Below are 17682 nucleotides of genomic sequence, written 5' to 3'. Positions count from 1 at the left end.
GATATCGTATGAAGACGACATGCTAGCACTGCCCATGTCCGGACGACAGCCATGCCGGCGAAAATTTTGCCGGTCAAGACACAGGCTAAATGTTACGCAGCACCAGGCTGGCCCCGCCCACGATCAGCACCACCCAGATCGCCTGCCGGATCCGCTCCGCGGGCAGGCGCTGGTGCAGGCGGTTGCCCAGGTAGAGTCCAGCCAATGCGCACGGCAGCAGCACGGCGGCCAGCAGCGCCAGCGACTCCTGCTTGTACAGGCCGGCGCTGGAAAACAGCACCAGCCGCGCCAGCGCGCTGAAGAACAGCACGCCGCTGATGGTGGCGCGCAGGGCCAGCTTGTCCGGCAGGCGCCGCGTCAGGTAGATCGTATAAAAGGGGCCGCCGGCGCCGAACAGGGCGGTGAAGACGCCGCCGACGGCGCCGAAGGGCGCGGCCCAGGCGCCCGCCAGCGGCTGCGGTTCGCCGCGCACCAGCAGGCTCCAGGCCGCATGGCAGAGGATGAAGACGCCGAGGATCACCAGCAGCATGCGCTCGGGCGCCTTGACCAGGGCCAGCACGCCGAAGGCCATCCCGCCCAGCATGAAGGGCGCCAGCCGCAGCGCTTCGCGGCGTTCGATGAAGCGGCGGTTCTTCAGGCCGAGCAGCAGGCCGGAGGCCAGGTCGAACACCAGCATCAGCGGCACCGCCATGCGCAGCGGGATCACCAGCACCAGCATCGGCATGGCGGTGATGGTCGAGCCGAAACCGGTCAGGCCGAAGACCGTGTAGGCGAAAACGATGATGAACGCGAGCGGGGCCAACGTGTCGAATCCGATTCCCATGCCGAAGTGTGAACCTTAAATGCTTTAATTTTAACGTCTCCGGCATTTTTAGTTCTTTGGGGAAACGTATCGTGCGCACCCCAGGCCGGCGCGTGCCGCTTTCCAGACCTGCAGGTAAAATATCGCGGTTCGCAATCCGAGAGCCGCCATGTCCATCATCGAATCCCCCGACACCATCACCCTCATCCGCCCCGACGACTGGCACGTGCACCTGCGCGACGGCTCGCACATGGCCGCCGTGCTGCCGCACACCGCGCGCCAGTTCGCCCGCGCCATCGTGATGCCGAACCTGAAGCCGCCGGTCACCACCGCCGCCGACGCGACCGCCTACCGCGATCGCATCCTGGCCGCGCTGCCGCAGGGAATGGCCTTCGAGCCGCTGATGACCCTGTACCTGACCGACAACACGGACCCGGACGAGATCCGCCGCGCCCAGGAGACCGGCTTCATCCACGCCGTCAAACTGTACCCGGCCGGCGCCACCACCAACTCGGCGGCCGGCGTGACCGACCTGCGCAAGTGCTACAAGACCCTGGAAGTGATGCAGGAGCTCGACATGCCGCTGCTGGTGCACGGCGAAGTCACCGATGGCGACATCGACCTGTTCGACCGCGAAGCCGTGTTCATCGAGCGCGTGATGCGCCCGCTGCGCCGCGACTTCCCGGAACTGAAGATCGTGTTCGAGCACATCACCACCCGCGACGCCGCCCAGTACGTGGCCGAAGCCGAAGGCCCGATCGCCGCCACCATCACGGCGCACCACCTTTTATATAATCGCAACCAGATCTTCAAGGGCGGCATCAACCCGCACTATTACTGCCTGCCGGTGCTGAAGCGCGAAGAACATCGCCTGGCCCTGGTCACGGCCGCCACCAGCGGCGACGAGCGCTTCTTCCTCGGCACCGACTCGGCCCCGCACGCGGTGCACGCCAAGGAAAGCGCCTGCGGCTGCGCCGGCTGCTATACGGCCCTGCACGCGATGGAGCTGTACGCCACCGCCTTCGAACAGGCCGGCGCGCTGGATAAACTGGAAGCCTTCGCCAGCCTGAACGGCCCGGCTTTCTACGGCCTGCCGGTCAACGAGGGCACCGTGACCCTGAAGCGCGAAGCCTGGACCATTCCGCCCAGCGTGACGATGGGCGAGCACCAGCTGGTGCCGCTCGACGGCGGCGACCAGCTCAACTGGAAGATGCTGTAAGCGCGGATGTCTGCGGAGATCGCGCAGATCGACTGGGGACGCGCGTGGTATGACGCAGTGCGTCCCGCCTTCGACAGCCTGGCGCCCGGCGTCCCTTTCATCGACGGGTTCAATACCAACGCGGCCAGGCTGGGACTGCAGAACCACCGCGGCCAGCCGATCCGCTTCGTGCCCCAGGCCGAGCTGCCGCCCAACACCGCCTACGAAGAATTCATCGGCGCCACCGGCTGCGTGCCGACGCGCGAGAACCTGCACGACTTCTTCAACGGCCTGGTGTGGCAGACCTTCCCGCTCATCAAGCGCGAGCTGAACGCCCTGCAGGCGGCGCAGATCGCGCAAGCCGGCGTGGGCAAGTCGCGCGGACCGGCGCGCGACGCCGCCACCATCTTCGACGAGAACGCGGCCCTGCTGGTGCTGCGCGATGCGGATGTGGGCCGGGCGCTGGCCGAGGGCCTGCGTGCGCACCGCTGGCACGACACGCTGTTTGCCCGGCGCGCCCTGTTCGGCGCAGGCGGCAGCGCGCAGGTCTTGCTGTTCGGCCACGCACTGATGGAAAAGCTGGTCGCGCCGCGCAAGGCGATCACGGCGCATACGCGGGTGCTGTTCGCGCCCGCCGCCTGGTTCGATCTCGATTGGGAAGACCGGCGCGCCTGGATCGACATGCAGGTGGCCGGCCAGCTCTGCACCGAGGGCCTGGTCACGTCAGCCTTCACGCCGCTGCCGGTACTGGGCGTGCCCGGCTGGTGGCCGGCGCAAGACGAGGCCTTTTATCTCGACGACACCGTATTCCGCCCCAAGCGGGCGGACAAGAACGCAAACCAGGGAGGAAAGCATGACTGATGTGGTTCGCTGGGGCATACTCGGCACCGGCAAGATCGCGAAGGCCTTCGCCAACGCACTGAAGGAGACGCCGGGCGCGGTGCTGGCCGGGGTCGGCTCGCGCACCTTGGACAGCGCGAAGACCTTCGCCGGCGAATTCGGCGGCGCCGCCTATGGCTCCTACGAAGAACTGGCGCAGGCCGGCGACGTCGACCTGATCTACGTCGGCACCCCGCACCCGGCCCACGTCGACAACGTGCGCCTGGCCCTGAACGCCGGCAAGGGCGTGCTGTGCGAGAAGCCATTTACGATGAACCGCAGCGAAGCCGAAGAACTGGTGGCGCTGGCGCGTGAAAAAAAGCTGTTCCTGATGGAGGCGATGTGGACGCGCTTCATGCCGGCGCTGGCGGAAGTGCGCCGTGTGGTGGCCTCCGGCGAGATCGGCAAGGTCACGCAGGTGATCGCGGACCTCGGCTTCAAGGCCGATTTCGGCCACGAGCATCGGGTGTTCAATCCGGTGCTGGGCGGCGGCGCGCTGCTCGACCTGGGCATCTATCCGCTGTCGATCGCGGTGGCGCTGCTGGGCCCCGTGGCCTCGGTGGCGGCGCAGGCCGAACTCGGCCCGACCGGCGTCGACGAGCAGACCGGCTTCCTGCTGCGCCACCGCGACGGCGGCATGTCGGTGTGCAGCTGCTCGCTGCGCGCGCGCCTGCCCAGCGAGCTGACCATCGCCGGCGAGCAGGGCCACGTGCGCATGAATACCATGTTCCACCGCGCCCAGACGGTGACGGTGGCGCGCGCGGACGGCATCTCGCGCACCGTGGCCACGCCCTTCCTCGGCAATGGCTACGTGCACGAGGCGATCGAGGCGCAGCGCTGCTGGCAGGCCGGCCTGATCGAAAGCCCGGGCATGACGCATGAAGACACGCTGGCCCTGATGGGCGTGATGGACGAGGTGCGGCGCCAGATCGGCGTGCATTATGCGGCCGACGATGCTGCACATAACGAATAAACCAACAAGGAGAAAAACATGAAACGCGATCCCCGCACCAACGGCCGCATGCGCCGCCTGAACGCCCGCCAGCGCAAGAAGCAGCGCGTCGGCGAATTCAAGGAGCACTGCTTCGACATCGAACTGGTATTCAACAGCCCGATGCGCGGCGAGCCCTACCACGACTTCATCAACGACTTCTTCGGCTTCCTGGAGCGGCGCGGCCTGCTGGGCGGCGGCTTTGGCGGCAAGGAGCCGTTCAGCGAGACCGAAGGCGTGATCGCCAACATCGAGCGCGGTTCGCCCACCGAGGAAGACCGCGAGGCGGTGGTGACCTGGCTGCGCGGCCGCAAGGAAGTGACGGACGCTCGCGCCAAGGACTTCAAGGACGCCTGGCACGGCTACAGGTTCTGAAACTGCGCCGATACGGCTGACTTGTAAGCATTTGTCAGCGCGGTAAGGCTTTGTAAAGGCCGTCAACAGCATGATGCGGCGCCTCGTTTCAGGCTCAAGTGACACGCAAACGTGCACTGACAACCCCGAGACAAAACCAAGGACCACATCATGCAAAAGACCATCGCTACCCTGATCGCCGGCCTGTTCGCCACCGCGGCATTCGCAGCACAGACGCCTGCCGCCACTACCCCGGCAGCGAGCGCGGCGCCCGCAGTGGCCAAGGCCGAAGCCAAGCAAGAGAAGCAGGCTGCGAAGGCTGAAGTGAAAGAGACCAAAGCGGCAGCAAAGGCCGACGTCAAGGAAGCCAAGGCCGATGCCAAGGTGAGCAAGGAAGCCGCCAAGGCCGACGCGAAAGCCGACGTCAAGGAAGCCAAGCACGCCGCCAAGGCCGATGTGAAGGAAGCCAAGGCCGACGCCAAGGCCACCAAGGAAGCCGCCAAGGCCGATGTGAAGGAAGCCAAGGCCGAACACAAAGCTACCACCGTCGCTGCCGTAACGCCGGCTAAGTAAGCACCCTGACCCGTCGTTCCCGCCTGCACGGGAACGACGTTTACGGGCTGGCGAATTGCGCCAGCTTATCCATCTCTTCCTCCACCAGTTTCAACCTCTCCGCCTGCAAGGCCCGCGACCTCGCCACCCGCTCCTCTCCAGCCGCCGCGGGCGAACCGCAATCGAAAGGCGGCTGCGGATCGTATTCGAAATTCAGCTGCAGCAGCTTGGCCGTTTCCTCGCCCGCCAGTTCGGCGGCCAGCGCCAGCGCGAAGTCGATGCCGGCCGTGACGCCGCCGCCCGACACGCGGTTGCGGTCGCGGACGATGCGTTCGGCCACCGGGATCGCGCCGAAGCGCGGCAGGTAGTCGCGCCACATCCAGTGGCAGGCGGCTTGGTATCCGTCCAGCAGGCCGGCCGCGCCCAGCACCAGCGAGCCATTGCACACCGAGGTCACGTAGCGCGCCTGTCCGCCCTGGCGGCGCAGGAAGGCGAGGGTGTCGCCGTCGCCGAACAGGGCGCGGATGCCGAAGCCGCCCGGCACGCACAGCACGTCCAGCGGCGGACACGCCTCGAAGCTGGTGGTCGGGTTGATGCTGAAGCCGACGTCGGTCATCACTGGGTCCAGGGTCTTCCACAGCAGGTGTACTTTGGCGCCGGGAATGCGGCTCAGGATCTGCGCGGGACCGGTCAGGTCGAGCTGGGTCACGTGGGGGAACAGCAGGAAGCCGATATGGCAGGACGTGCTCATCGTGGATTCTCCATGGCAGGGTAGGGGATGGACAAATTCTAGGTGCGCGATGCTTGGCAGGAATGCCAATCTCTGGTCAAATCCTGCCAATGAAGAAGCTTCGCCACATCGCCCTGCTGGCCTTCGACGGCGTGCAGGTGCTCGACATCACCGGGCCGGCCGCCGTGTTCGGCGCCGCCAACGACGCGCCCGGCGGGCCGCACTACCGGCTGCATATCGTCTCGCCGCGCGGCGGCGCGGTCGCCAGCAGCTGCGGGGTCGCGCTGGTGACCGAGGCGATTTGTGATGTGGAGTCACAAATCATGGACACGGTGCTGGTCGCCGGCGGCAGCGGGGATGGCTTGCGCGCGCTGGCGCAGGACGAGGCCGCGCGCGCCTGGATGGTGCGGGCCGCTGCCCGTGCGCGGCGCTACGGCTCGGTGTGCAGCGGGACCTTCGTGCTGGCCCACTTCGGCATCATCCAGGGCAAGCGCGTCGCCACCCACTGGGAGGGCAGCGCGCTGCTCGGCCGGCACTACCCGGACCTGCAGGTCGATGCCAATGCCTTGTACGTCGAGGATGGCCGAGTGTGGACCTCGGCCGGCGTCACCACCGGCATCGACATGTGCCTGGCGCTGGTCGCGCGCGATCTCGGCGAGCCGGTGGCGAACGGAATCGCGCAGCGCCTGGTGCTGTATGCGCGGCGGCCCGGCTACCAGTCGCAGTTCAGTCCCATGCTGGCGGCCCAGGCCAGGGCCGATACCGCTTTCTCCGATTTGATCGAATGGATCCGCGCGCACCTGTCGGAAGCCCTGGACGTCGAGCGCCTGGCCGAACGCGCCGGCATGTCGCCGCGCAGCTTTCACCGCCGCTTCCTCGAGGCGACCGGCGAGACGCCGGGCCGCTTCATCGAAACGCTCAGGCTCGATCATGCGCGCCAGCTGCTGCAGACCCGCGCTTCCTTGAAAGAGATCGCCGCCAGGACCGGCTATGCCACGCAGGGGCAGTTTTCGAAAGCCTTTGCGCGGCGCTTCGGCCTGAACCCGGGCCTGTTCCGCGAGATGCATGCGCCGGCCCCGGACTGACGTGCATATCGGTTTGTGTTTGACAGCGCCGGCGGGCGCATCGATACTTTTCGCTGTCCCGTCCCGAACCAGTCCCTGAAAGGAAGCCTCATGATCCGTCGCGCCATCCTGCTCGCCGCCTGCCTGTGCGCGGCCCAACCCGGCTTTGCGGCCCCGGTGCCGGTCCCCGCCGACAAGATCGCCTACGTGGGCGAATGGCTGGGCAAGGACATGCGGCTGAACATCAAGCAGGACGGCCAGGTCGAATACAAGCGCAAGCAGCCGGGCAAGGACCTGAGCCTCAGCGTCGACCTGCAGGGCTTCAACGGCGACAATTTCGACGTCGGCGTCAGCCTGATCCGCTCCACCTTCGTGGTCAGCAAGCCGCCCCATCGCGAGGGCGGCAAATGGAAGATGACCATCGACGGCGTCGAGCTGACCAAGACGGAGTAATCAAGCCGCGGCCGGCGCCGCGGCAGTGCGGCGCGCGGCGAGGATCACCCAGGCCACCAGCGCCAGTTCGATCACGTTGGCGCCGCGCTCCACCAGCAACACCGTCGATCCGGCGGCGCCCTGCACCTTCGAATACATCATGCACAGGTTCAGGACCATGTGCAGGATCACGCACAGCCACAGGCTGCCGGTGCGGTAGCGCACGGCGGTGAACATCATGCCGCACACCGAGGTCACCAGCATCTGCCCGCAGGCGGTCTTCCAGTCGGTGCCCATGAAGCCGTGGATCAGGTGCATGGCGCCGAACAGCAGGCCGTTCAGCACGATGCCGCGCCAGACCGGCAGCGACAGCAGCAGCGCGAAGATCACGCCGCGGAACAGCAGCTCCTCGCCGAAGGCGTTGAAGAGCTGGATCGTGAAGTCCGACAGCAGCTTGCCGTTGTCGGCGCTGCGCAGGCCCCAGGGCAGGAACAGCGCGGCCGTCGACAGGCTGGCGAGGAAGACCGGCTCGAGCCGGATGCGGTTCAGGCCCAGCGCCAGCCGCTGCCACATCCCGAAGGCCTGGGCCAGTACCAGCGGGTAGATGATGGTCGACGCGAAGGCGATCAGCTTGACCTTGCCATGGGCCTCGGGGGCGGCCAGGCTGAAGCCGAACTTGAGGATCGCGATCGTCAGCAGGAACTGGCCGACGGCGCAGGCGATGGCGAAGGGAATCGGGGAGTCGATGTTGCGGGAGGTGTGCATGGCGGGTCTCATCGTTGTTGTTGTAGTGACGAGCGCACTGTAAAGGCCACGGACTGGCCGGGCCATCGCTTTGCGACGGACGGCAGAATTCGCGGAACAGGCCGTCTTTACGGATGGGTGTACATTGGGGGCTCAGCCCACGCGGAGGAGCATTCGAATGAAAACGCTGATCACGACCCTGAGCGCCTGCCTGTTCGCCGGCGCCGCTTTCGCCCAGAGCGCGCCCGCCCAGGCGCCGGCCCAGACCACCACCCCCGATTCGAGCACCTCGCCGGCGGTCGCCAAGGCCGCCGCCGGGCATGAGAAGCAGGCCACGAAGGACGCCAAGGCTGGCGCCAAGTCCAAAAAGGCCAAGGGCAAGGCGAACAAAAAGGCCAAACCGGACGACGGCCACGCCAGCAAGGAAGACACCACGGCCTGATTGCAGACAAACTTGGATACCCGCCTTCGCGGGGACGACGGCTTGAGTGCGCGGGGAGTCGGGTCGGGCAATGCCCGGCACGATCAGATTAGACCTTGAGAAATTCCTCGCGCCCGCCCAGCCAGCGCAACAGGTGCGCATCGACGATCGCCTCTGCCTCCGGCCGGTCGGACGCCAGCAGCCAGGCCGCGACGTCGCGCGCCTGCTCGACGATCCACTGGTCGGTTTCCAGGTTGGCGAAGCGCAGCATGGCTTCGCCGGACTGGCGCGCGCCCAGGAATTCGCCGGGGCCGCGGATCTCGAGGTCGCGGCGCGCGATCTCGAAGCCGTCGGTGGTCTCGCGCATCGTCATCAGGCGCTGCTTGGCGACGTGGCCGAGCGGGCTTTGGTAGAGCAGCAGGCACACTGACGCCGCCGAGCCGCGGCCCACGCGGCCGCGCAGCTGGTGCAGCTGCGACAGGCCGAAGCGCTCGGCGTGCTCGATCACCATCAGCGAGGCGTTCGGCACGTCGACCCCGACCTCGATCACGGTGGTCGCCACCAGCACGTGCACGTGCCCCGCCGAGAAGGCATCCATGATCACCTGCTTTTCCGCCGGCTTCATGCGGCCGTGGACCAGGCCCACCACCAGGTCGGGCAGGGACGCCGCCAGGGTCTCGAAGGTGTCGGTGGCGGTCTGCAGCTGCAGCGCCTCCGACTCTTCGATCAGCGGGCAGACCCAGTAGACCTGGCGGCCTTCCAGCGCCGCGGCGTGCACGCGCTCGATCACCTCGTCGCGCCGGTTCTGGTCGATCGCGCGCGTGACGATGGGCGTGCGGCCCGGCGGCAGCTCGTCGATGACGGACACTTCCAGGTCGGCGTAATAGGTCATGGCCAGCGTGCGCGGGATCGGCGTGGCCGACATCATCAGCTGATGCGGCACCAGGCCGGCGCTGCCCTTGTTGCGCAGGGTGAGGCGCTGGCCGACGCCGAAGCGGTGCTGTTCGTCGACCAGCACCAGGCCCAGTTTCGCGAACTGCACCGAATCCTGGATCAGGGCGTGGGTGCCGATCACCAGGTTCGCTTCGCCCGATTCGGCCATCTCGCTGGCGGCCTGCTTTTCCTTCTTTTTGAGGCTGCCGGTCAGCCAGGCGACCTTCACCCCCAGCGGCTCCATCCAGGCCGCGATCTTGCGGAAGTGCTGCTCGGCCAGGATCTCGGTCGGCGCCATCAGGGCCGCCTGGTAACCGCTGTCGATGGCCTGGGCGGCCGCCAGCGCCGCGACCACGGTCTTGCCGCTGCCGACGTCGCCCTGCAGCAGGCGCTGCATCGGATAGCTCTCGTGCAGGTCCTTGCTGATCTCCTGCACCACGCGCGCCTGCGCGTTGGTCAGCTTGAAGGGCAGGGCTTCGAGGAAGCTTGAAGACAGCGCGCCGACGGTGCTCAGCTGCGGCGCGCCTTTTTCGCGCCTGGCCTGCTGGGCGCGTTTCAGGGACAGCTGCTGCGCCAGCAGCTCGTCGAATTTCACGCGGGTCCAGGCCGGGTGGGTCTTTTCGATCAGCGCGTTCTCGTCCACATCCGGCGGCGGGTAGTGCAGCAGGCGCACGGCCGGCTGGAACTCGGCCAGCGACAGCTTTTCGCGCACCGCGCGCGGCACGGTGTCGGTCCAGTCGACACGCTTCATGGCGTCGGCGATCGCGCGCCGCAGCACGGTCTGCGACAGGCCTTCGCCGGCCGGGTAGACGGGCGTCAGGGAAGCCGGCAGGGGCGCGCCCTCGTTGACGATTTTATAAACCGGGTGGACCATCTCGGCGCCGAAGAAGCCGTGGCGCACCTCGCCGCGCGCCCGCACGCGGGTGCCTTCGGCCAGCTGCTTGACCTGGCTGCCGTAGAAGTTCATGAAGCGCAGCTGGATGTCCGACGTCTCGTCGGCGATGGACACCAGCAGCTGCTTGCGCGGTTTATAGGTGATTTCATTCTTGCTGACGATGCCTTCGACCTGCGAGACGTGGCCGCCGCGCAGGCAGGCCTCGCGGATGGGCACGATCTCGGTCTCGTCCTCGTAGCGCATCGGCAGATGCAGCACCAGGTCCATGTCGGTGCGCAGGCCGAGCTTTGCTAATTTGCTCTCGATGGTCTTCTGGACCGATGTTGCTGGCTTGGCTGCGGGCTTGGCGGCAGCCTTGTCTTTGGTTGCGGGCATAAAGGCTGGTGTAAAATAGAGGGTTCGCCGCATACGCTTGAGCTTCTATTGTAAGGCTCCTGGCACTGTTTTCCCATCATGAGCAGAATCTACTCCCTCTCCGATTTCGATTTCGACCTGCCGGAAGCGCGCATCGCGCAGGTGCCGCTGCCCGACCGCAGCGCTTCGCGCCTGCTGCAGCTCGACGGCGACCGCATCACCGATCGCACCTTTGCCGACATCGTCGACCAGCTCCAGGCCGGCGACGTGCTGGTCATGAACAACACGCGCGTGCTGAAGGCGCGCTTCTTCGGCCAGAAGGAATCCGGCGGCCAGGTCGAGGTGCTGGTCGAGCGCGTGCTCGACAACCGCACCGTGCTGGCCCAGGTCAGGGCATCCAAATCGCCCAAGCCCGGCAAGCGCATCCGCCTGGCCGACGCATTCGACGTCACCGCCGGCGAGCGCGCCGGCGAGTTCTTCACCCTGCACTTTCCGCAGGAAGGGGCCGACGTGTTCGAGCTGATCGAGGCCCACGGCCGCCTGCCGCTGCCGCCCTACATCGCCCACGACGCCGACGAATTCGACGAGCAGCGTTACCAGACCGTCTATTCGAAGGAGCCGGGCGCCGTCGCCGCGCCGACCGCCGGCCTGCACTTCGACCAGCCGCTGCTCGACAAGCTGGCCGCGAAAGGCGTGAACATCGCCTACGTCACCCTGCACGTGGGCGCCGGCACCTTCCAGCCGGTGCGCGTCGAGAACCTGGCCGAGCACAACATGCACAGCGAGTGGTACACGATCGCCCAGGAGACCGTCGACAAGGTGGCCGCCGCCAAAGCCGCCGGCCGCGACGTGGTGGCGGTCGGCACGACCTCGCTGCGCGCGCTGGAATCGGCTTCGCAGTCCGGCCAGCTGGTGGCGGGCAGCGGCGACACCCGCCTGTTCATCACCCCGGGCTACCAATTCAAGACCGTGACCCGCCTGATCACGAACTTCCACCTGCCCAAGTCGACCCTGATGATGCTGGTCTCGGCCTTTGCCGGCTACGACGAGATCCGCAAGGCCTACGCCCACGCGATCGCCAGCGAATACCGCTTCTTCAGCTATGGCGATGCGATGCTGCTCACCCGTAAAGATAATTGATAGACGATGCTGGAATTTACCCTCCTTAAAAAAGACACCAGCGGCCTGTCGCACGCGCGCCGCGGCCGTTTGAAACTCAACCACGGCACCATCGAGACGCCGATCTTCATGCCGGTCGGGACCTACGGTTCCGTCAAGGCGATGGACCCGATCGAGCTGAAGGAAGTCGGTTCGCAGATCATCCTCGGCAACACCTTCCACCTGTGGCTGCGCCCGGGCACCGAGGTGATGGACAAGTTCGGCGGCCTGCACGGCTTCATGGGCTGGGACAAGCCGATCCTGACCGACTCCGGCGGCTTCCAGGTGTTCTCGCTGGGCGCGATGCGCAAGATCACGGAAGAGGGCGTGAAGTTCGCCTCGCCGATCGACGGTTCGAAGCTGTTCCTGTCGCCGGAAATCTCGATGCAGATCCAGCGCTCGCTGAACTCGGACATCGTGATGCAGTTCGACGAATGCACTCCCTATGAGATCGACGGCCGTCCGGCGACGAGCGAAGAAGCCGCGAAGTCGATGCGCATGTCGCTGCGCTGGGCCCAGCGCTCGATGAACGAGTTCCATCGCGGCGAGAACCCGAACGCGCTGTTCGGCATCGTCCAGGGCGGCATGTACGAGCGCCTGCGCGACGAATCGCTGGCCGGCCTCGAAGACATCAACTTCCCGGGCCTGGCGATCGGCGGCCTTTCCGTCGGTGAGCCGAAGGAAGACATGATGCGCATCCTCGAGCACGTCGGCCCGCGCCTGCCGGAAAACAAGCCGCATTACCTGATGGGTGTGGGCACGCCGGAAGACCTGGTGGCGGGCGTGGCGAATGGCGTCGACATGTTCGACTGCGTGATGCCGACCCGTAACGCGCGCAATGGCTGGCTGTTCACCCGCTTTGGCGACCTCAAGATCAAGAACGCGCGCTACAAGGATGACACCGCGCCGCTGGACGAATCCTGCACTTGCTATTGCTGCAAGAATTTTTCGCGCGCCTATCTGCACCACCTGCACCGCTCGAAGGAAATTCTGGGTGCGCGCCTGAATACCATCCACAACCTGCACTATTACCTGAATTTAATGCAGGAAATCCGGGATGCGATCGATGGCGACCGCTTCCACGAGTTCCGCCTGCAGTTCAACGCCGACCGCGCCCGCGGCGTGTAAATTTATGCAACGTGGGCACGTTCGTATTGAGGCCCCTGCCTCAATACGAACGTGCCCACGATCGCCGCATTATTTTTTCAGCAACGTCTTGCAATCAAGCATGACGGTCCCACATCCCCGAAACTGGCTGTTGACAGTTTGCGGGTGCTAGAATACAGCGCTTGTTTTTTCACATTCTTATAAATCGGAGTCCTTGTGTTCATTTCCAACGCTTACGCCCAAACCGCAGCCGGCGCCGCCGACCCTGGCATCATGGGCAGCCTGACGACGTTCGCGCCGATCATCATCATGTTCGTGGTCATGTATTTCATCATGATCCGTCCGCAGCAGAAGCGTCAGAAGGAAATGAAGACGATGATGGACGCGCTGGCCAAGGGCGACGAAGTGATCACCGTCGGCGGCGTGCTGGGCCGCGTTTCCAAGGTTGCCGACGCCTACGTCACCATCGAAGTGGCAGCCGGTACCGAAATCGTGGTGCAGAAGAACGCCGTCACCACCTTGCTGCCGAAGGGCACGCTGAAGGCCCTGTAACCCCGTAACCAGCCGCACGGCCCCTATCATGAATCGCTATCCCCTCTGGAAGTACATACTGATCCTCGCAGCAGTGCTGCTTGGCCTGCTGTACACGGCGCCGAACTACTTCGTCGACTCGCCGGCGCTGCAGGTCACGACCTCGAAAGCGACGGTCAAGGTCAACAGCGACACCGTCCGCACGGTCACCGAGGCGCTCAGGCGCGACGGTCTCCCGCCTGAAGCGGTGAGCCTGGAAGGTAGCGGCGATACCAGCGCTGTGCGCGCACGCTTCGCCAGCACCGACGCCCAGTTCAAGGCCAAGCTGGCCCTCGAGCGCGACCTGAACCGCGACCAGACCGACCCCGACTACATCGTCACCGTCGGCCTGGCGAAGAACACCCCGTTCTGGATGCAGAAGCTGGGCGCACAGGCAATGAACCTGGGCCTGGACCTGCGCGGCGGCGTGCACTTCCTGCTGCAGGTCAACGCCAAGGAAATCCTGGACTCGCGCGTCAAGGGCATCCAGTCCTCGGCCCGCACCCTGCTGCGCGACCAGAAGGTGCGCCACGCCGGCATCGACCGCGTCGGCGACCGCGTCGAAATCCGCTTCCGCGACGCCGAAACCCGCGCCAAGGCGCGCAGCGTGCTGGCCAATGCGAATCCCGACCTGGCCTTCGCCGAGACCGCCGACGGCACCGACCTCAAGCTGGTCGCGAGCCTGAAGCCGGACGCGCTGCAGAAAGCCGTGGACGAGGGCGTCAAGCAGAACATCAGCACCCTGGGCAAGCGCATCAACGAACTCGGCACCACCGAGCCGGTGATCCAGCAGCAGGGCCGCGACCGCATCGTGGTGCAGCTGCCGGGCGTGCAGGACGTCGCCCATGCGAAGGACATCATCGGCCGCACCGCCACGCTGGAATACCGCATCACCGACGACAGCATCACGCCGGGCACCGAACTGAGCGCCGCGATTCCGCTGAATTCGGAACTGTTCACCCAGGGCCGCGACGTGCCGGTGGTGGTATCGAAAGACGCCGTGGTCACCGGTAAATCGATCATCAGCGCCACCCCGGGCTTCGACGAAAACCAGCGTCCGGCCGTGAACATCGAGCTGAACGCCGAAGGCGGCCGCGCCATGCGCGCCATGACCCGCGAACGCACCGGCAAGCGCATGGCCACCCTGCTGAAAGAGAAGGGCAAGTACACCGTGCTGCAGGTCGCCACCATCCAGGGCGAATTCGGCGCGAACTTCCGCACCACCGGCATGCGCACGCCGCAGGAAGCCGCCGAGCTGGCCCTGCTGCTGCGCGCCGGCGCCCTGTCGGCGCCGATGGAGTTCATCGAAGAACGCGTGGTCGGCCCGCAGCTGGGCGCCGAGAACATCGCCAAGGGTCTGCACTCGACCGTGTGGGGCTTCGTGGCGATTGCGATCTTCATGATCATCTACTACCAGCTGTTCGGCTTCTTCAGCGTGGTGGCCCTGGCCTGTAACCTGCTGTTCCTGCTGAGCATCCTGTCGATGCTGCAAGTCACGCTGACCCTGCCGGGCATTGCCGCAATCGCGCTGGCGCTGGGTATGGCGATCGACGCCAACGTGCTGATCAACGAGCGCATCCGCGAGGAACTGCGTGCGGGCAATACGCCGCAGGCGGCGATCGCGGCCGGCTTCAGCCACGCGTGGGCGACCATCCTCGACTCCAACGTGACCACCCTGATCGTCGGCCTGGCCCTGCTGGTGTTCGGTTCGGGCGCGGTGCGCGGTTTCGCGGTCGTGCACTGCCTGGGCATCCTGACCTCGATGTTCTCGGCCGTGTTCCTTTCGCGCGGCGTGGTGAACCTCTGGTACGGCCGCAAGAAGAAGCTGGGCAAGATCGCCATCGGTACCGTCTGGGAACCGGGCATCACCGCGGCGGGCGCCAAGTCCGCAGCCAAGAAATAAGCAGCGAGGAAAGACATGGAATTTTTCAAGATTAAACGGGACATCCCGTTCATGCGCCACGCGTTGATCTTCAACGTGATTTCGGCGCTGACCTTCGTTGCCGCGGTGTTCTTCCTGATCACCAAGCCCCTGCACTTCTCGGTGGAGTTCACCGGCGGCACCACCATGGAGCTGCGCTACCCGCATGCGGCGGACCAGGAAAAAATCCGCCGCAGCCTGGAAAAGCTGGGCTATGAGCAGCCGGAAGTGACCAGCTTCGGCTCGGCCCAGGACGTCATCATGCGCCTGCCGACCCGCAAGGACTTGCCGGGCGCGAGCGCCTCGACCACGGTCTTCGACGCCCTGTGCGCGGCCGAAAACGGTACCAGCAAGCAGGTCCAGCAGACTACCGAGAAGGGCGAAAGCGTTACCCGTGCCAGCTGCGTGACCGCGGCCGGCGTCGAGGCCGTGCACCTGCAGCGCGTCGAATTCGTCGGCCCCTCGGTCGGTGAAGAGCTGGCGCAGAATGGCCTGAACGCTCTGATCATGGTGGTGGTCGGCGTGGTGATCTACCTGGCCGTGCGCTTCGAATGGAAGTTCGCGGTGGCGGCGATCATCGCCAACCTGCACGACGTCGTGATCATCCTGGGCTTCTTCGCCTTCTTCCAGTGGGAATTCTCGCTGACCGTGCTGGCGGCGGTGCTGGCGGTGCTGGGCTACTCCGTCAACGAATCGGTCGTGATCTTCGACCGGATCCGCGAAACCTTCCGCAAGCAGCGCAAGATGAGCGTGACCGAGGTCATCGACCACGCGATCACCAGCACCATCTCGCGTACCATCATCACCCACGGCTGTACCGAGATGATGGTGCTGTCGATGCTGTTCTTCGGCGGCCAGGCCCTGCATTACTTCGCTGTCGCGCTGACCATCGGCATCCTGTTCGGTATCTATTCGTCCGTATTCGTGGCGGCCGCCATCGCCAAGTGGCTGGGCGTCAAACGCGAAGACCTGATCAAGCCGATCAAGGAACGCGACGAGACCGACGGCGCTGTCGTTTAACCGTCGTCAATACAAAAAGCCGCCTACGGCCCCGGCCGTTGGCGGCTTTTTTGTTGATTGCGTACGATTTCTTTTATAAGTGAAGCACCGCACAGAGGTGTTCTTAAGGCGGACTTAAGATGGACTCGTCTCTTTCAGGACATCCCTAGTTTTGGACTTCACCCGCTCCGCTGGAGCGGGTTTTTTTTTGTGCTGATCTGGAACAAGATGTACTGCTGAGTTGTTTCAAGCGTCATCTTAAAAGATTTAACAAAATGTGAGTTCGCGCACAGAGTGTTTCGATTCAGGGAACTAATATGAAGCTGTCTCTTTCAGGACATCCCTAGTTTTGGACTTGGCCCGCTCTTTGTAGCGGGCGTTTTTTTTTGCGCGCGCGTGTCAGTCCAGCGCGTTGACCAGGCTGCGCACTTCCTCTTCCGACTCCCGCAGGATCAGCGCCAGGGTGCCGTCGCCGACCGCGAAATCGATGGTGGCGCTGGCCTGGGCCGGGCTGAAGCCTGGACGCTCGAGCAGGGGAGAGGGGATGGGCGCCAGGTCCTTGGCCAGCATCAGGGTGTCGCCCAGGGTTTCCGGCGGCAGCGCGCGCATGCCGTTCCACAGCGCTTCGATCGCATCCATCACGGGCGTCGGGATGCCCAGCTTGAGCAGGACGCCGCGGCCGATGTCGACCTGGCCGTATTCGATCCATTCGTCGGCGCCGCCGTCCAGCAGACCGGGGAATTCGGCCGCGCGTGACAGCAGGTAAAAGCCGCCGACCTCGTGCACGATGCCGGCGAACATCGCCGTGTCCGGATCGACGAAGGAGACGCGGCGCGCGATCACCAGCGCGAGCGCGGCGACGTTGGCCGAGTGCTGCCACAGCTGGTCGGCCTTGGCGCGCAGCAGCGGGTCGGTGACGCCGCTGGCCAGCTGGCGCACGATCACGGACGCGGCCAGCGCGCCCAGCGTGCGGAAGCCCACCCGCTGCACGGCGGCGCGGACATTGGTGACGTCATTGCCCGCGCGGTTGTAGGCGGCCGAGTTGGCGATGGCGACGGTGCGCGCGGCCAGCAGCGGCTCGGCCTGCACCAGGCGCGCGGCTTCCTCGACGTGGCAGTCGGGATCGCTCAGCGCCCGCTGCAGCTTGAGCGTGGCGTTGACGTGGGTCGGAAAGGCCAGCTCGCCACGCCCGGCCTGCGCGGCGATGCTCTTGAGGGCGTCGAGTCTTTCCATGGGGAAATATCAGGGCTCGCTGAAGATCGCGTCGCAGCCGTCGCGCGGCTCTTCCGTGTCTTGCAGCTCGTCAACCAGGCCCAGGTCGAACAGTTCCTCGACCGCGTTCATGAAGCTGTTGACCTTGGTGGCGCCAATCAGGCGATAGATCTCGCCGGCGTCGTTGCGCACGCCGATCACCATCTTCTCCTGGCGCACCTCGTCGGCAGGGGCGATATCGAGCAAGATGTTGCCGATGATGTGCTTGTCGAAATGGGGCGGCTTTTTACCGTCGAGCAGGGCAGTTTTCACGAGTCGGTTTTCCTTTCCTTGAACATGCACGGATTATAGCGGCCTGCGCGCCTC

19 protein-coding genes are annotated in these 17682 nt (G+C 65.5%); 13 read left to right on the top strand and 6 right to left on the bottom strand.

The window, feature by feature from the left end; all coding sequences use genetic code 11:
• Nucleotides 1-85: 85 nt before the first annotated feature.
• A complete protein-coding gene (locus tag ACFPO9_RS16580) occupies nt 86-802 on the bottom strand; it encodes a sulfite exporter TauE/SafE family protein (RefSeq protein WP_379772264.1) in 717 nt (238 codons plus the stop codon).
• Nucleotides 803-971: 169 nt separating this feature from the next.
• Between ACFPO9_RS16580 and pyrC the strand changes: the two genes are divergently transcribed.
• The 5 genes from pyrC to ACFPO9_RS16555 all read left to right on the top strand — a co-directional run bounded on the left by pyrC (nt 972) and on the right by ACFPO9_RS16555 (nt 4797).
• Nucleotides 972-2021, top strand: a complete 1050-nt coding sequence (gene pyrC, locus ACFPO9_RS16575) for a dihydroorotase (protein WP_379772262.1) — start codon at nt 972-974, stop codon at nt 2019-2021.
• 6 nt (nt 2022-2027) lie between these two features.
• Nucleotides 2028-2861, top strand: coding sequence for a DUF3025 domain-containing protein (locus tag ACFPO9_RS16570; protein WP_379772261.1), 834 nt, complete (start codon nt 2028-2030; stop codon nt 2859-2861).
• Nucleotides 2854-3852 (top strand): Gfo/Idh/MocA family protein, encoded by a 999-nt coding sequence (locus ACFPO9_RS16565; RefSeq protein ID WP_379772259.1) that lies wholly within the window; start codon nt 2854-2856, stop codon nt 3850-3852. Before ACFPO9_RS16570 ends, ACFPO9_RS16565 begins: the two co-directional genes overlap by 8 nt.
• 18 nt (nt 3853-3870) lie before the next feature.
• The gene (locus ACFPO9_RS16560) at nt 3871-4245 is read left to right on the top strand and encodes a 50S ribosome-binding protein YggL (protein ID WP_379772257.1); all 375 of its coding nucleotides are present in this window, start codon (nt 3871-3873) and stop codon (nt 4243-4245) included.
• A 150-nt stretch (nt 4246-4395) separates the two neighbouring features.
• On the top strand, nt 4396-4797 hold the full coding sequence (locus ACFPO9_RS16555; protein ID WP_379772256.1) for a hypothetical protein: 402 nt from the start codon (nt 4396-4398) through the stop codon (nt 4795-4797).
• A 40-nt stretch (nt 4798-4837) separates the two neighbouring features.
• On the opposite strand, the gene ACFPO9_RS16550 is transcribed toward ACFPO9_RS16555, so the two are convergent.
• Complete coding sequence (locus ACFPO9_RS16550; protein ID WP_379772254.1) at nt 4838-5527, bottom strand: DJ-1/PfpI family protein; 690 nt, start codon at nt 5525-5527, stop codon at nt 4838-4840.
• A gap of 89 nt (nt 5528-5616) precedes the next feature.
• On the opposite strand from ACFPO9_RS16550, the gene ACFPO9_RS16545 reads away from it, so the two are divergent.
• Together ACFPO9_RS16545 and ACFPO9_RS16540 are read left to right on the top strand one after the other, a co-directional pair.
• Nucleotides 5617-6591, top strand: coding sequence for a GlxA family transcriptional regulator (locus ACFPO9_RS16545; RefSeq protein WP_379772252.1), 975 nt, complete (start codon nt 5617-5619; stop codon nt 6589-6591).
• A gap of 90 nt (nt 6592-6681) precedes the next feature.
• A complete protein-coding gene (locus tag ACFPO9_RS16540; protein ID WP_379772251.1) occupies nt 6682-7023 on the top strand; it encodes a hypothetical protein in 342 nt (113 codons plus the stop codon).
• On the opposite strand, the gene ACFPO9_RS16535 is transcribed toward ACFPO9_RS16540, so the two are convergent.
• The gene (locus tag ACFPO9_RS16535; protein ID WP_379772250.1) at nt 7024-7767 is read right to left on the bottom strand and encodes a CPBP family intramembrane glutamic endopeptidase; all 744 of its coding nucleotides are present in this window, start codon (nt 7765-7767) and stop codon (nt 7024-7026) included. It lies immediately after the preceding gene.
• Between the two features lie 157 nt (nt 7768-7924).
• On the opposite strand from ACFPO9_RS16535, the gene ACFPO9_RS16530 reads away from it, so the two are divergent.
• Nucleotides 7925-8188 (top strand): hypothetical protein, encoded by a 264-nt coding sequence (locus ACFPO9_RS16530; RefSeq protein ID WP_379772248.1) that lies wholly within the window; start codon nt 7925-7927, stop codon nt 8186-8188.
• 88 nt (nt 8189-8276) lie between these two features.
• Here ACFPO9_RS16530 and recG read toward each other — a convergent pair whose 3' ends face one another.
• Nucleotides 8277-10370 carry an ATP-dependent DNA helicase RecG gene (gene recG / locus ACFPO9_RS16525; RefSeq protein ID WP_379772247.1) on the bottom strand — a complete coding sequence of 698 codons (2094 nt, stop codon included), beginning with the start codon at nt 10368-10370 and terminating at the stop codon, nt 8277-8279.
• Nucleotides 10371-10457: 87 nt separating this feature from the next.
• Between recG and queA the strand changes: the two genes are divergently transcribed.
• The 5 genes from queA to secF all read left to right on the top strand — a co-directional run bounded on the left by queA (nt 10458) and on the right by secF (nt 16125).
• The gene (queA, locus tag ACFPO9_RS16520) at nt 10458-11489 is read left to right on the top strand and encodes a tRNA preQ1(34) S-adenosylmethionine ribosyltransferase-isomerase QueA (protein WP_379772311.1); all 1032 of its coding nucleotides are present in this window, start codon (nt 10458-10460) and stop codon (nt 11487-11489) included.
• Nucleotides 11490-11495: 6 nt separating this feature from the next.
• Nucleotides 11496-12635, top strand: a complete 1140-nt coding sequence (gene tgt, locus ACFPO9_RS16515) for a tRNA guanosine(34) transglycosylase Tgt (protein ID WP_379772245.1) — start codon at nt 11496-11498, stop codon at nt 12633-12635.
• A gap of 195 nt (nt 12636-12830) precedes the next feature.
• Nucleotides 12831-13166, top strand: coding sequence for a preprotein translocase subunit YajC (gene yajC, locus ACFPO9_RS16510; RefSeq protein ID WP_230029665.1), 336 nt, complete (start codon nt 12831-12833; stop codon nt 13164-13166).
• Nucleotides 13167-13194: 28 nt separating this feature from the next.
• Entirely contained in the window at nt 13195-15087 is a 1893-nt protein-coding gene (gene secD / locus ACFPO9_RS16505; protein WP_379772243.1) for a protein translocase subunit SecD, read from the top strand.
• 15 nt (nt 15088-15102) lie between these two features.
• On the top strand, nt 15103-16125 hold the full coding sequence (gene secF, locus ACFPO9_RS16500; protein WP_379772241.1) for a protein translocase subunit SecF: 1023 nt from the start codon (nt 15103-15105) through the stop codon (nt 16123-16125).
• 378 nt (nt 16126-16503) lie between these two features.
• Here secF and ACFPO9_RS16495 read toward each other — a convergent pair whose 3' ends face one another.
• Together ACFPO9_RS16495 and ACFPO9_RS16490 are read right to left on the bottom strand one after the other, a co-directional pair.
• Nucleotides 16504-17337 carry an HDOD domain-containing protein gene (locus tag ACFPO9_RS16495; RefSeq protein WP_379772239.1) on the bottom strand — a complete coding sequence of 278 codons (834 nt, stop codon included), beginning with the start codon at nt 17335-17337 and terminating at the stop codon, nt 16504-16506.
• Nucleotides 17338-17346: 9 nt separating this feature from the next.
• Nucleotides 17347-17628 (bottom strand): hypothetical protein, encoded by a 282-nt coding sequence (locus tag ACFPO9_RS16490; RefSeq protein ID WP_379772237.1) that lies wholly within the window; start codon nt 17626-17628, stop codon nt 17347-17349.
• Between the last annotated feature and the right edge of the window lie 54 nt (nt 17629-17682).

This window comes from Massilia aerilata (assembly GCF_042656905.1).
GTDB classification, from domain to species: domain Bacteria; phylum Pseudomonadota; class Gammaproteobacteria; order Burkholderiales; family Burkholderiaceae_D; genus Telluria; species Telluria aerilata.
This window is presented reverse-complemented; position numbering and strand designations above follow the sequence as displayed.